Source organism: Vibrio sp. 10N.286.48.B8 (genome assembly GCF_003050085.1).
Classification (GTDB): domain Bacteria; phylum Pseudomonadota; class Gammaproteobacteria; order Enterobacterales; family Vibrionaceae; genus Vibrio; species Vibrio crassostreae.
In genome coordinates, this window is the sequence record NZ_PIGD01000001.1 from 1 (window position 1) to 14,897 (window position 14,897).

The window sequence follows — 14,897 nt, forward strand, 5'->3', positions numbered from 1 at the left end:
ACATGATCGCAGCTAAGCTGTAATCACTCTTACCAATTACAAATAGGGGAACGTTCAGTTCCCCTACTTTTATCAATTTTGTTTTTCTTAATTTTTATTCGGAAGTTCTTATGAATCGCAAACATCTAGCTAACGCTATTCGTGCTCTAAGCATGGACGGCGTACAACAAGCAAACTCTGGTCACCCAGGCGCACCTATGGGTATGGCTGACATCGCTGAAGTACTTTGGCGTTCTCACCTAAACCACAACCCAGCAAACCCAGAGTGGGCAGACCGCGACCGTTTTATCCTGTCTAACGGCCACGGCTCTATGCTGATTTACTCTCTGCTTCACCTTGCAGGTTACGAGCTTTCAATTGAAGATCTTAAGAACTTCCGCCAACTGCACTCTAAGACTCCAGGTCACCCAGAGTACGGTTACGCACCAGGTATCGAAACAACGACTGGTCCTCTAGGTCAAGGCATCACTAACGCTGTTGGTATGGCTATGGCAGAGAAAGCGCTAGCGGCACAGTTCAACAAAGAAGGCCACGACATCGTAGACCACTACACTTATGCATTCATGGGTGATGGCTGTCTGATGGAAGGTATCTCTCACGAAGCATGTTCTCTAGCGGGTACGCTAGGTCTTGGTAAGCTAGTTGCTTTCTGGGATGACAACGGTATCTCTATCGATGGTGAAGTGGAAGGTTGGTTCTCTGACGATACACCTAAGCGTTTCGAAGCTTACGGCTGGCACGTAATCCCATCAGTAGATGGCCACGACTCTGACGTTATCAACGCAGCGATTGAAGCAGCTAAAGCAGACCCTCGCCCTACTCTAATCTGTACTAAAACAGTGATTGGCTTTGGTTCTCCAAACAAAGCAGGTACGCACGACTGTCACGGTGCACCATTAGGCGCTGAAGAAATTGCAGCAACACGTAAAGAATTAGGTTGGGAGCACGGTCCTTTTGAAATTCCGTCGGAAGTTTACTCAGAGTGGGATGCGAAAGAAGCAGGCGCAGCTAAGGAAGCAGCGTGGAACGAGAAACTTGCAGCTTATGAAGCAGCATACCCTGAGCTGGCAGCTGAATTCAAACGCCGCGTAAACGGTGATCTTCCTGCTGAATGGGAAGAGAAAGCAAACGCAATCATTGCTGACCTACAAGCTAACCCAGCAAACATCGCTTCACGTAAAGCGTCTCAAAATGCTTTAGAAGCATTCGGTGCTATGCTACCAGAATTCATGGGTGGCTCTGCTGACCTTGCGCCTTCTAACCTGACTATGTGGTCTGGTTCTAAGTCTCTTGAAGCAAACGACTTCTCTGGTAACTACATCCACTACGGTGTACGTGAATTCGGTATGACGGCGATCATGAACGGTATCGCTCTGCACGGTGGTTTCGTACCATACGGCGCAACCTTCCTAATGTTCATGGAATACGCTCGTAACGCTATGCGTATGGCTGCTCTGATGAAAACTCAGAACATCCAAGTTTACACACACGATTCTATCGGCCTAGGCGAAGATGGTCCAACTCACCAACCAGTTGAGCAGATCGCTTCTCTACGTCTAACGCCAAACATGAGCACGTGGCGTCCATGTGACCAAGTTGAGTCTGCTGTTGCTTGGAAACTAGCAATCGAGCGTAAAGATGGTCCTTCTGCACTTATCTTCTCTCGTCAAAACCTTGCACAGCAAGATCGTGACGCTGAGCAAGTAGCTAATATCGCTAAGGGTGGTTACATCCTGAAAGATTGTGAAGGCAAACCTGAGCTTATCCTTATCGCAACAGGTTCTGAAGTTGAACTAGCGGTTAACGCTGCTGCTGAACTAACGGCTGAAGGTAAGAAAGTACGCGTAGTATCTATGCCTGCAACTGACGCATTTGACAAGCAAGACGCGCAGTACCGTGAGTCTGTACTTCCATCTGACGTAACTGCTCGTATCGCTGTAGAAGCTGGCATCGCTGACTTCTGGTACAAATACGTTGGTTTCGGTGGCAAGATCATCGGTATGACAACGTTCGGCGAATCTGCACCAGCAGGTGAGCTATTCAATATGTTCGGTTTCACTACTGAAAACGTAGTAAACACAGCGAAAGAGCTTCTAGCTTAATCTTGAATACAGTGTCTCGCCCTCAAATGGGTTGATGCATACAGAAAGCCCCGCATGAAAATGCGGGGCTTTTTTGTATCTTTGCGCCTTTAGCCGCTAAAACGTAAACCGCGCCCCCACTCGAATCGTATTCTGCTTTAGGTTTTTGCTATAAGTATGGTCATATCCAGCATCGACAGCGAGCCAAGAAAGAATATCAACTGAACTCACAATCCCGAAATTATTTAGACCATGTTGATGGGTATCTGAATAGCGATAAAAAGGTTGCAGTGACCAACGATCATTGAGTGAAACGACCGCCCCCGCCTCACCAATAAAACCCTCATCGTAATTTTTAATGGTCTCTCGATCACACGGTTCCCAAATGGTGTCATTACGGCACGACGAACGTCTCTGCGGCATAACCCAATTCACCCCGCCAGAAGCGTAAAGCTCAACCTGCGAAGTAATAGGATGATACCAACCCAACTGAACAGAAAAATCAGACAGTGTCGTCGAAGAGCGTGTCGTCGCAGACGAATCAAAACCTAAGAATACAGCATCGTTTAAAGCATAGTTTCCACCGAAATAACCACCGTAAAGCTGCTTACTTCCTGAATTATTGTAGGCGCCATCAAAGTAATCTTGAAAACCATCATCACTCACTCGCGTATTCTGATAGCCCGTATAAAGGTAATTGGATCCTTTTGACGCCAAACAAGGGACGCTCATAAAACTCAAGCAAATGATAGTAACAATAAGGGGGCGCATACTGATGCTCTAACTTTGAAGTGGAATACAGGAAGTGTAACTCAATCACAATTGAACGGTGTTTTATTTTTGTTTCAAATTTTTACAAATAGACATTCCCACTTCCTTGTTATGCAAACCAACACCATCTGTGCATACGCTTGGCTTCTTACATTTACTTAAAGAACTTAAAAGTACCGCAATATAGGATCGGATAGAGTAATTAATCAACAATGGTAACGACATGCTTAGAAGACTATTCACTACATTTACAATAATGCTTTCCTGTAGCAGCGCCAATGCAGCTTTTTTCGAAAAAGAACTTTATACGCCTTTAGCTGAAGCTTATTCTTCTGATAAATCGATAGACAAATTCTTCTCATTGACGTGTAATCCGTGTTGGAACATGTCTACACTGTTCGAAAAAAATAGTCGACTAAAAGAGCTAGAAATCAACCTTATCCACGCGGTTTTTGATGATCTGACTGAAACTTCGGCAAGGCTTTACTATACAGCTAAAGTGCAAGTCGACCCGGTTCCGCATGCTTTGCTTTACGAACTATTTGCGATCGTACAATCAACTGGTGAACTGAGGCTTTCGGATGCTGATTTATTATTTTCTGATTTTAAATTGCTCAATACACAGCAGTTGTCAGAAGATCAACTCGTTGAAGTCGAATCAATGATCCACGACTCTATAAATCTAACAGAGACCGCCCGAATCTCGGCAATTCCCGCATTTGTCGTCAATGGCAAATTCAGCGTAAATTTATCGAACCATCGTTCTATTGATCAGTTTATTGACACACTTAACCGTCTAAAAGACGCATAACGTATAGGGTTCTTAGGAGGAAGTACACTTCCTCCTAGCAGCAAGACTACCCTCTACGAATCACGAGTGTGACTTTTCCTCCAACGTTACTGTTTGAAAGCAAAACAATCCCATCTAAAACCTTCGTCAACTCAGATATGAGTATTAATCCAATACCATATCCTTGCTGTGATTTAATTTCCCCTAGCGTCCCCGCATTGAACGCGCTGATGATTTTCTCTTCTATGCCACAACCATCATCGCAAAAACGTAGTACGTCATGTTTGGGATAACGAGCTAAAGAGACCATGATTTCTGTTTTAGCATGCTTCAACGCATTCGAGATAATGTTGAGAAATACAATTCTTACGATAGCGCTATCTGTCTGTACCAACGTATCACATCCATATGTTGTTAACGTTTGATGTGAACCAAGAACATTGTTGAACGATGATAGAATAGTTTGCAGGTTAACTTGTCTTTTTACCGCTTGGATATCTCCGTTCATCAATTTAAACAAATACAAACTGCTCTCACATAAGGTGTTCAAACTATCAACTTGAGTTGCCAATTTCTTTGTCAGATACTGATTATCACCTTGTTCATAAAGGAGCATATCACTAGTCAGTTGAATCGAAGCTAGCGGAGTACGAATGTCGTGTGGCAAAGATGCATAAATAACTTTTTGTTTGTTTATCAAGCTAGTCAGAGATTCTGCCATGATATGCTGGTTATCGATTAAGTTACGAATAGGTTCAGGGCCTGTTCTACAAGCGCGACTCGAAAAATTTCCTTTCATATACTCGGTTGATAATCGCTGCATTTCTTTCAAGCCATTCGACCAGGTCCTCAGTGATATCAAGAGAACAAATAATGTACAAGTAACCTGTAACAAACCATCAAGTAAACCTAACCACCTAAGTCGCTTAACGTGTGCGTCATCCTGATATGCTTTACTGTTAAAAGCACCGAGAATAAAACGGTCAGTATCGTAACGTTTTACAATGGTATGGATGTCGCCTTTCGATTGAATTTTGTCAGTATCTGAAACAACGTCACACTGAAATCGCCAAACATTATCAGCATCTATTTGTCGGCTCTGATCATGTTCAATGAAACCTTCAATAACCATTTCAACACGTTTAAGGTTGAGCTCACGCTCTGCATCTTTTTTCAAGGGCATAATAAGGCTAAAAGACAACACAGAACTAATCAAATAGCCTATAACAACGGATGCAACGATTTGAGACAAAAAAGCATTCATAACTTGCTCACTGGATACGCTAAATAGAACCCTTTAGCCCTTCGATTTTTAATTAGCTGTACCTCGGGTAAGTAACGAAGTAACTTTTTACGTAATGATGAAATACGCATATAAATAGAGCGATCTTCGACATGGTAACTAAACCCATGAATCTTCTCGAAAATATCACTAACCATCATAGGCATATTTGCATCGATTAAAACCTCGACTAGTTCGTATTCTGAAGGGATCAAGCTAACAACAATGTCGTTATAAATAAGAGCTGAATCTTGCTCGCGCAAGTAGAAGTTGTTTGAATCACAAGAGATAGTTGCTTTTTTGTCAACCGCACTTAGTTGACGTTTAATACGCTCTACTAGTACATTACTGCGAATAGGCTTCGAAACGTAATCATGCGCACCTAACACAAGAGAATTCGTCTCACATAATTCACTATCATTGGCTGTCATCATGATAATCGCAGACGGTATATTTTTTCGTTTTACTTCGCTTAGGATTTCCAAACCAGATTGCCCGGGAAGTTGTATATCTAACAAAATTAACCTAGGCTTTTTTGATTCAATGTGCTCTATCGCTCCTTCTCCCGTTGCTAAAGAATCAACGTTAAACCCCTCAACAATTGACAGTAAGTAACTGAGCATTTCTCTCAACTCGTTATCGTCTTCAATAATTAATATGTCTAACATTTAACCAACCTCTTTTTATGCTTACTAAACAGCTAAAAGTATACCTTAAACTAGCTTAGGTTTCTTTAAGCCAATATAAGATAACCTCTGACTTATGCTGCGTCGTTACTTCATTACTCTTTAACTCGATTACTATCGATACGAGTACAAGTGATGTAATTTGACGTGAATAATAATTTGACGGGGGTCATATCAATTGAGCAAAGAAATAACTTTTCCTGCTAGTTTTAACTTACTATCAACAACAGATTTACATAGCTATATTACTTATGCCAGTGACAATTTCTGTACCGTTGCGGGTTTTAGTTATGAAGAACTAAAAGGGCAACCACATAACTTGGTTCGTCATAAGGATATGCCAAAAGCTGCATTTAAAGATATGTGGTCGCATTTGCAATCTGGAAAATCTTGGATGGGCCTCGTAAAGAATAGAACTAAAAACGGCGATTACTATTGGGTGGATGCATATGCAACCCCAATTAAATTGAATGGAAAAACTGTAGAGTACCAATCTGTTCGTCTAATTGCAGATCAGGAGAATGTTTGCAGAGCTAACAACATATACAAACGCCTAAATAATGGAGAAAAGATAAAAAGATTATCACTACCAAAGCTAAAGCTTTGGCAAAAAATAACGCTATCGAATTCTCCTTTATTCTTGGCGCTGGCCTACGCAACACCGGTGAATTATAGTTTAGCTTTTGGGCTATTTACGCTACATATGACATCGACTTTTGTTTTAACAAGACGACTAGATAAGTTAACAAAAAATGCGCAGAAAATTTATGACAACCCTCTAGCACAGTTAATATATACCGGTAGTCTAGATGATGTTAGCCAAATTGAACTTGCACTAAAAATGCGTAAGTCAGAGTTAAACGCCGTAGTAGGAAGAATCCAAGCCTCCAATACAGATACGCTAAATACTGCGAAAGACAATATGACTGCTGCTAATATTACATTGACTAATATTAGTCAGCAAAACGATCAATTATCACAAACCGCAACCGCGATCACTGAAATGGGCAGTGCGATTTCAGAAATTGCTGAGAACGCGTCTAGCACATCGAGAAATGCAGAAACTTCTATAGAGTCAGTAGACAAATGTAAAAAAGCAGTCAACGAAACAGCACAACACATATCACGAGTCTCTGATGAATTAACTCAAACATCTAGCTCTATTATCAAGCTAGTCGAAAAGCTCGACAGCATAGACGAAGTCGTGGACTTGATATGTAAAGTTTCAGAACAAACAAAACTGTTAGCGCTAAATGCTGCAATTGAAGCTGCTCGCGCAGGAGAACATGGTAAAGGGTTTGCGGTGGTAGCAGACGAAGTGAGAACTCTTTCACAGCAAAGCCAAAATGCAACCTTAAAAATCACCACTCTGACGTCTGAAATTCAAAGTCAAACTCATAAAGCCGCAATGTTAATAGATGACGCTATTGTTGCATCTAGCTCATGTATCGAGGCTTCTGACGAAACAGAGCGAGAGCTTAATGATGCATTACTAAACGTGAACAACATATCCGATAGAAGCATTCAAATTGCAACCGCTATTGAAGAGATGACTTCAGTTAGCCACGAAATGAACCAGTCGATACAACAGATATATGACAAATCGGTTGAAAATCAGCTTGCTGCCGAATCTAGTACCAAGTCAAGTGACCAACTGACTCAATATCTAGAAGACCAACAAAACTTAGTTGCTCAATTTAGGCAAGTTTAATATAGCTTAACAAAGCTCAATCCAAGGTTTTTTAACCCTAGCTTTTCACCATCGTAATCACCATGCCAGTAGGTAGCGAATCCTGACTCATTGGCATGGTGGTCTTCTCCTAATAAATAATACCTCCCCCCCCAAAAAAATTAGGCTTCGTTCTCAAATACAAGTTCAATATTCACAATAAGTTCGGCAACCTAAATGTGTTGGCAAGCAAAAGTAAAAACTTGGCAGACTTAGGCTAGACATTGCCCCGTTCGGCGTGAAATATATTCAACAATACAGAGCCTAATCTAAGCGTGTACATAAGTAAGTATCGCTATACCTCGAAATATTTAACCTGTTACGTCGTTACAATATTCCTCGACTATTTGAACTATGTAAAACTTATTAATACCAAACACCCCGAATAGGTCAGAATGGCTGATGGGTTTAAATGAGTTTCTTAATACTCTAAAAATGTTAATTACAAAGAAAAAGAGACATGAAGCAGTATGATTGTGAGACAACAGTCAAATGAATTACTTCGCTTCACAGCCTCCTCTAAACAGTGTTAAAACAACACTAACTATCAATCTTAGATATTTTGACACTTACTTTTCTTATCTTGATACATGCGCTTATCGACCACTGCAAGCGCTTGCCCCAAAGATAACTTATCCATATCAACAATCAAGCAACCTAGTGAAGCCTCAATATTCATTTGTATTCCATCAAGATTGATCTGGAAACACCTTAACTGAGTAACAATACCACTCAAGCCTGGAGTAACTTTATCGCATATCAGAATAAACTCATCTCCACCGATTCGGTATGCGTTTCCCGGCCACATTGAAGAGATAATCTGTGCATATCTCGCGAGTATACGATCTCCAGCCTCATGACCATAATTATCGTTAATATACTTAAATTCATCAATATCGACATAAAGTAAGACCGAGTTTTTCGGGAGGCGATTTTTGCCTTTACGATAAAGTGCTCTCCTATTACCTAGATCTGTTAACTGATCAGTCAGTGACTCTTTGTATAGTGCAATAATGATTACAAACATAACAACGCCAGCTATAGCAATAATTGCCGAGCCAATGATCACAAGATTCTGAACCTCGACCATAGATGTTCGCCAGTTCTTCCTATAATTATAGCGACCAATTAACTTCTGGAAATCAACGATTTGCAATGCTTCAGAGAAAAGTTTTGCATAGGCTTCACCTTGTTTGTTATTTTGAAAAGCAGCAGCGATGCCATATTCGATTGGAAGTTTGAATTTTCTCATGACCTCAATCGGCAGTTTATAATCTGATTCAAACATCAATTTATGAAAATTCGCCGAGCCTATAGGCATAATATCAATATGTCCCTCTATTAATGCTGTAGTTAGATCATCTTGTGTTTCATAAAGGTATAAAGACTTACCTACTAATAACTCTTTTAACAGCTGTTCAAAATAGTCTCCCTTAATCACACCGATACGCTCAGAGACTACTTCAGACAAACTTAGCTCGCGATCACTGTTCGAAATATCACTAACAAAATATACATTGGGGTAATAATAAATTTCACTAAAGTTAAAGTGTGCTTCTCGCTCTTGTGATACGGCCATCGATGAAATCATGTCTATCTCCTGTTTCTTAAGACTGGAATAGATGCTCTCCCAAGATTCATCAATGTCATTCGTAAATTTACACTCAAAGCCAAGTAAATCGCAGGCTCTCTCGACAGCAATCCGACTCACACTTGAATCTCTTACTATCCCATCTTTGTAGAGATCCTCCGACTTATAGTTTATAACTGGTGCGGTATTGAGCCCATGCAGGCTAACAGACGTCCTCAAGGCCGATATACGAAGTGCGTTCTCCCAGTCTTCAACAAAACGTAAGGATCTAGATAAATATTGATTTTTATCAATAGCTTTATTTAATAAAGAAATGTAATCGCTATGCTTTCCTTTTAGAGATGCAAAACCAGCAGGTGGAACAAACCATGATTTGAGAAGCCTTTGTGCGTAATAACCTTTAGATAGTAGCTCTTCAAGTTCATTGAGGCTGCCAAGAACAGCTATGTTTTTGTTACTTCTCAAAATCGAAGAAACTTTCTCGGAATGTCCATAAGAACTGATCTTTAAATTTGCGTCTGCTCGTCTTAAAAAATCTGGATATGCGCTTCCCTTTTTGACAACAAACTCGTCCACATGACTGTTAATAATGGGAATATTACTAAATACAAAAGAGTAATCCACTGAAAATGGAAGGGTAAAATCGAGAAATTTATCGCGCTCTGCAGTAAAATTTATGTTTGATATAAAATCTATTTTATTCAATTTTAACGCTTTAATTGTAGATTCATAACTATTAAACCTCAAAACCTCGAACCTTATTCCAGTATCCATCGATAATTTTTTTAGAGTTTCATCTACTACAATATCATCACCAGCAACACCAATTTTCAATGTATTAGAATACGTAAAAGGAACCCAAAGCGTAACGAATAAAATAACAAATAACCTAATCATCATTTATATACCTCACGTTTACTACCTAAGTTCAAAAGATTTACAAATGACGTTAAGTCCATAGGTTTATAAAAATAGTAACCTTGGACTAAGCAAGGGCCTAAATTATTAATTAGGTTCAATTGACTTCGGTTTTCAACCCCTTCAACAACAGTAATAGCACCTAACGCCTTAACCATCTGTATGGTAAGGGTAAATATTTCTTGTCCGATACTTGAATCAACATTTTTAGTCAATATTCTATCGATTTTAACCTTATCAAACTTATACTTAGAGAGGTAACCTAATGAAGAGTAGCCAGAACCAAAATCATCTAAAGCTATAGATACACCTAAATCTCTAAGTTCTGATATTTGTAGAACTGTGCGAGACTCATTATTTATTAGGACATCTTCCGTTATTTCTAATGTTATTTTTCTATAATCAAAGTTATTTTTATTTACAATATCAACAAACTCTTTCTTAAAGTTTCCAGACAAAAATGTTGAAGGTGAAACATTGATTGAAATGTTTTCTATCTCCGTCTTGCTACTCTTTTGTAGAGAGTTAACATCCGATAATGCTCGATTGATTACCCATAAATCTAGATCAACGATCATACCAGTAAGGTGAAAATCGGAGATAAATGTTGGTGGCGTTATCACACCCTCTATTGATTTATGACGAATTAATGCTTCTGCAGAAACAACTTCTCTTGAGTTGTTGTCACAGATAGGCTGATAAAACAGCTCAAAACTCCCCGTAGACTGAAGTTTTTCGATTCTACGCTGAGCTGAAATGTTTTTATTTATCTGCCCTACTACGTCACTTACACCGACTGATTGGCGACTATCTTCATAGTCAAAAAACTTGTCATTAGTTACCTTCGAACTAGAATTCAGAGTTAGTCGACTGATTCTCCTAAAAAAAGGATAATAAATTAACATTCCAATTACTAGGTTTAACAGTTGAACCAACATTTCATTAGATGCCCATCCGTTGAAAATATAAGTATTATAAAATACTGGCATCATCCAAGAGTAACTCTCGTAGACTGGCTCAATAATCCCGAACTCTAACAAGCAATATGACAATGACAGTTCAACAACAGGTGCTAGCATAAACGGTATCATCATAAACGGATTAAGCATTATAGGAACACCAAAAATAACAAGTTCATTGATGTTAAATATGCTTAATACCAATGAAATCGCTCCCACAGTTCGGTAACGTTCATTAGCACTTAAAATCATACATATGACCAAGCTCAGGGTGCTTCCTGATCCTCCTATTGATGAATATTGATCAATGAAGCTTGTAAGAATTACAGAACCATCAGGCACATATGACTCATAAGTACCGATAAAATTACCACCATTAACTCCAAAAAACCAAAACATGTTTTTGAGAATTATGTAAGTAACAAGGCTCAAGTACTCCGGCACTTCCCAAGATTGCCCTTCAAAAAATTCTGAGAATAAATCATATATCGCGCTAAATAATACATACACACTATAAAACCCAATAACAAATGTTGTGATCATACAAATAGTCCAGATCACTAAATTCATCGTTTGCTCAATTGCTAATGGTAAGTTCGAACGAAAAAACAAGCCCATATCATTTATTTTACGCAATGTTTTAGCTATAAATATAGGAATAACTATTGATATAAACACTGCTGATGACATAAATGTTTGCATAAGGTTAATTTGATTATTGTCAACCATCAGCAAATCAGAAAGTATAAACATAACTGAAATTGAGGGTGTAATTACAAGAGCTCTAGATATTTTATACTTATTGCATAGAAAGAGTGAAAAATACACACATAATAGAACTGGATATAAATCTTGAACCGTTCTATATGCAAAAAACAAATTCGATGAAATACTGTGATTACCAGTTATAGAAAATGCATGTGATAATAGAGCAAAAATACCTGATATAATAGGAATAGGAATCAATGTAACCATGACATTACAGATACCTAACAACAGATTACTCTCTAATTTTTTACTCATATTTATACCAAAAACTTTTTATAGATATCGTAAAACTCAATTTTATTCATTGGCTTACCGTAATACCACCCTTGCCCAAAGTCGGCATTCAGTTCGCGAGCAATTGCCAAATCATCTTTATCTTCAATACCTTCAACACACACAGTGCTTTCCTTGCTTTTTATATAATTGACAATTTCTTTTATGTGATTATATCCACCTTCGTTTTTTCTAAGTATTTCCAAAATGCTTCTATCCATTTTAACCGTGTCAAAGTGTATTTTATCTAGTACTAGCAACGACGAATTCCCTGTAGAAAAATCGTCGAGTGAGAATTTTATGCTAGATATTTCTCTCACCTCAAGTATAAATTTTTGAACGAGGTCGAAGCACTCTCTAGTCAATGTTTCTGTTATCTCAAACTCAATATTATCTAAATCATTGTTAATTGAGATCAGAGCTAATACTTTTTCTCTAAAATCATCACTCGCAATACTTTTTGAACTAACATTGACAGAAAAGTTTACATCAAACATTGATTTTTCATAGATATAATCAATCGTTTTCTTAATCATGATATAATCAAGATTATGAATCTTTTTCTTCGACTCTAATATTGAAACAAATATATCAGGTGAAATAGTCTGATTATTAACGCTTAACCTCGCTAGTACCTCGACACCATACATCTCACTGCTATCTAACTTGATTTTGGGCTGAAAATAACAATCAAATCCTTCATTAATCAGAGATTCATTGATTGAATTTTCTACTAACCTATTATCCATATAGCTCTTAGCTATTTGAGAGTACTCGTAATGGCAATAATTTTTGTTTTTTTCAGCACTGTTTACCAGCATCGCAGAGCTTGATAATTTAATATCAGAGCAGCAGTCCCCTGTGGTTTCTTTTATACCCACATCTATAATTAGGTGATACTTTGAAATTTGATGAGAAACTTCATCTATACACTGATAAATCAACATATCATCATGACAGTCGACAAAAATAATAATAGCATCATCTAGGTACCTAAAGGCTTTATAGTTAATACACTTAAAAGGGGCAAGTTGCTTTGTAAGTAGAACTACACTATCGTTACGATGCCTAGATAAGTCATTTACATCATCATAATTATTATTCACCCTTATAAATACAATATGACTATGATTCTTCTTTCTATAAAATAGATTGATCATTCTCTTATTGTATAATCCATTGATGCCGTCGGAGAAATAACTTTTTATTCGGTACGCACAAAGAGTCAAAATCAACACTAACGATATGATATATGTTATGTGCAACTTTCGCCGTTCGACTAATTTACCCTGTGTCGTCTCCTCAATCATATATGTATTAGCCACATCTTCTCTATCAATAAACCCTGTACTTTTAGCGGTAGCAATCAAGTCTGATATAGAGTCATAAATGACTTTTGAGTCTTTCATATTTTTAGGTATTGCAAACACAACAGACTCATAACCAACCAGTTGATTTTTATATTGTTCATAGCCGAGGTTAGCCATAGCTAAATGACCATCTAAATCACTAGCTATAAATCCATTAACCTCTCCGTTTTCAAAACCCTCAATCAAATCATTCGAGCACTTATAAGATATCGTCTCTCTACCATATTGATATGCTACCCGCTCGTTTCGTTGCAACACACCGACACGACCTATTTGCTCATTGTCTTCTAATGTAAACAGACTCTGCTTTAACAAGCCTATGCTCTCAGTAACATAGAAATCCTGTAATAGATCTTCTGCATAAATTGTAAGACGTGATAATTTATTACTTCCTAGCTCGCACTCTTCATCGTCACACTCTCTCGGTGCTATTTTCAAAATCCCCATTTGATTCGATAAATATTGATATTTTGAAAGCACGGAGACGTCATTATTGTCATGACTAAAAAATGGCCTTACATCGACATCTACAATTAAATCCACCTCGACCAATTTACTATTTTTTATTTCCTCTTCTAAATATATATCCCCGACATCCGATAATGCCGAGTTAAAAGGGTCTAATAAAAAATCAGCGTATTGTTTTATAATTCCAACATGTATTGATTTATTAGACGTAATAGGTGCCTTATGTGGATATAGTTTTAGTAAACTTGTGTTACCCGCTACAAAGATTGGTTTGCTATAAAGATCCGACATGCTTTCTACATAGTAGACCTTATTACGAAGGCCAATTGAATGTAAGTAGCTCTGTGCGTCCTCTCCCCAAGTTGAGCCTTTCAACGCATATACTTCATCGCCTCTTTGAAAACCTTCTTCAAAGTCTAACTTGCTATATATGAAAACAATCTCATCACGGATAGGGTTAGTGAATGAGAAAGTATCTTCTCGCCGTTCATTTTTGGATAAGTCGAATACCGCATGAACTGCACCTCTTTTTGCTAAGTCTAAAAGTTCACTTAGTGGTGCTTTTAGTAACTCTACTCGTATTCCTGGTGGTAAATATTTCTCTAAGCTATCCAAATACTTTTCGTAAACTCGCTTTTTACCTGTATCACTCACATGCTTATCGGAAGCGCTGCCTGTGATGACCCCAACTCGTAAGGTCTTAAAGTCTTCATACACAGTTGGAGTCTCATTGAAAATATTCGTGGCAAAACTCTTACTCACCGAGAGCACGCAATATATAAATGCGATCAACACACTTTTATATACATACGATTCGTTCATTCGCATCTAACAGGTTCCGGAGTGGATAAAAATAACCTAGAGATTACCGAAGCCCTCCCCCCATAAAAACTAATGTAACTTAAGGAAAGTTAAGCGAAAATTTAGCTCTCGGAAGAAGGTTGTACAAAAAGAGGAATTTTGAGGTGACAAATCTTAATTAAAATAACGTTAAAGCTGAAAATAGGTGGGGTGGTAACGGCTCCATGACAGGTGACATCCAGCAACACTGTGAGGCGGTTTTCTTTTAGCATACAGCCAAGTTGAGGGCTGATACTTGCTCTCGCAATAAACGAGCACTCTTTGCAACTAATGTGCGCATTACGAACTTTAATACAGGATGCTGCGTATATTACTTGCAGTTAATAATATTTTTAGGGAAGTGACAAATC

The 14,897-nt window shown here is 38.3% G+C and carries 9 protein-coding genes; 3 read left to right on the forward strand and 6 right to left on the reverse strand.

The window, feature by feature from the left end; genetic code table 11:
• Positions 1 to 110: 110 nt before the first annotated feature.
• Positions 111 to 2,102, forward strand: coding sequence for a transketolase (gene tkt / locus CWO08_RS00005; RefSeq protein WP_108019371.1), 1,992 nt, complete (start codon positions 111 to 113; stop codon positions 2,100 to 2,102).
• A 96-nt stretch (positions 2,103 to 2,198) separates the two neighbouring features.
• Here tkt and CWO08_RS00010 read toward each other — a convergent pair whose 3' ends face one another.
• Positions 2,199 to 2,852 carry an outer membrane protein gene (locus CWO08_RS00010; protein ID WP_108019373.1) on the reverse strand — a complete coding sequence of 218 codons (654 nt, stop codon included), beginning with the start codon at positions 2,850 to 2,852 and terminating at the stop codon, positions 2,199 to 2,201.
• A 223-nt stretch (positions 2,853 to 3,075) separates the two neighbouring features.
• On the opposite strand from CWO08_RS00010, the gene CWO08_RS00015 reads away from it, so the two are divergent.
• On the forward strand, positions 3,076 to 3,663 hold the full coding sequence (locus CWO08_RS00015; RefSeq protein ID WP_133146201.1) for a hypothetical protein: 588 nt from the start codon (positions 3,076 to 3,078) through the stop codon (positions 3,661 to 3,663).
• A 46-nt stretch (positions 3,664 to 3,709) separates the two neighbouring features.
• On the opposite strand, the gene CWO08_RS00020 is transcribed toward CWO08_RS00015, so the two are convergent.
• Both CWO08_RS00020 and CWO08_RS00025 read right to left on the reverse strand, forming a co-directional pair.
• Positions 3,710 to 4,906, reverse strand: coding sequence for a sensor histidine kinase KdpD (locus tag CWO08_RS00020; protein ID WP_102530390.1), 1,197 nt, complete (start codon positions 4,904 to 4,906; stop codon positions 3,710 to 3,712).
• Positions 4,903 to 5,592, reverse strand: a complete 690-nt coding sequence (locus CWO08_RS00025) for a response regulator transcription factor (protein WP_102530391.1) — start codon at positions 5,590 to 5,592, stop codon at positions 4,903 to 4,905. The genes CWO08_RS00020 and CWO08_RS00025 overlap by 4 nt, the downstream gene beginning before the upstream one ends.
• 196 nt (positions 5,593 to 5,788) lie before the next feature.
• Here CWO08_RS00025 and CWO08_RS00030 point away from each other — a divergent pair, with 196 nt between their 5' ends.
• Positions 5,789 to 7,321: a PAS domain-containing methyl-accepting chemotaxis protein gene (locus CWO08_RS00030; protein WP_102530392.1), complete on the forward strand. Its 1,533-nt coding sequence runs from the start codon at positions 5,789 to 5,791 to the stop codon at positions 7,319 to 7,321.
• 571 nt (positions 7,322 to 7,892) lie between these two features.
• Here the strand turns inward: CWO08_RS00030 and CWO08_RS00035 are convergent.
• From CWO08_RS00035 to CWO08_RS00045, 3 genes are read right to left on the reverse strand one after another with little or no spacing between them, the layout of a single operon-like run.
• Positions 7,893 to 9,830, reverse strand: a complete 1,938-nt coding sequence (locus CWO08_RS00035; RefSeq protein ID WP_102530393.1) for a GGDEF domain-containing protein — start codon at positions 9,828 to 9,830, stop codon at positions 7,893 to 7,895.
• Positions 9,827 to 11,830: an EAL domain-containing protein gene (locus CWO08_RS00040; protein WP_102530394.1), complete on the reverse strand. Its 2,004-nt coding sequence runs from the start codon at positions 11,828 to 11,830 to the stop codon at positions 9,827 to 9,829. Before CWO08_RS00040 ends, CWO08_RS00035 begins: the two co-directional genes overlap by 4 nt.
• A gap of 2 nt (positions 11,831 to 11,832) precedes the next feature.
• Complete coding sequence (locus tag CWO08_RS00045) at positions 11,833 to 14,448, reverse strand: EAL domain-containing protein (protein ID WP_181360028.1); 2,616 nt, start codon at positions 14,446 to 14,448, stop codon at positions 11,833 to 11,835.
• Positions 14,449 to 14,897: the final 449 nt, after the last annotated feature.

What these genes read in the sequence shown, in the direction of transcription:
- CWO08_RS00035 (WP_102530393.1), bottom strand. Translation starts at nt 9,830, where the DNA reads ATGATGATTAGGTTATTTGTTATTTTATTCGTTACGCTTTGGGTTCCT.
- CWO08_RS00040 (WP_102530394.1), bottom strand. Translation starts at nt 11,830, where the DNA reads ATGAGTAAAAAATTAGAGAGTAATCTGTTGTTAGGTATCTGTAATGTC.
- tkt (WP_108019371.1), top strand. Translation starts at nt 111, where the DNA reads ATGAATCGCAAACATCTAGCTAACGCTATTCGTGCTCTAAGCATGGAC.
- CWO08_RS00015 (WP_133146201.1), top strand. Translation starts at nt 3,076, where the DNA reads ATGCTTAGAAGACTATTCACTACATTTACAATAATGCTTTCCTGTAGC.
- CWO08_RS00010 (WP_108019373.1), bottom strand. Translation starts at nt 2,852, where the DNA reads ATGCGCCCCCTTATTGTTACTATCATTTGCTTGAGTTTTATGAGCGTC.
- CWO08_RS00025 (WP_102530391.1), bottom strand. Translation starts at nt 5,592, where the DNA reads ATGTTAGACATATTAATTATTGAAGACGATAACGAGTTGAGAGAAATG.
- CWO08_RS00020 (WP_102530390.1), bottom strand. Translation starts at nt 4,906, where the DNA reads ATGAATGCTTTTTTGTCTCAAATCGTTGCATCCGTTGTTATAGGCTAT.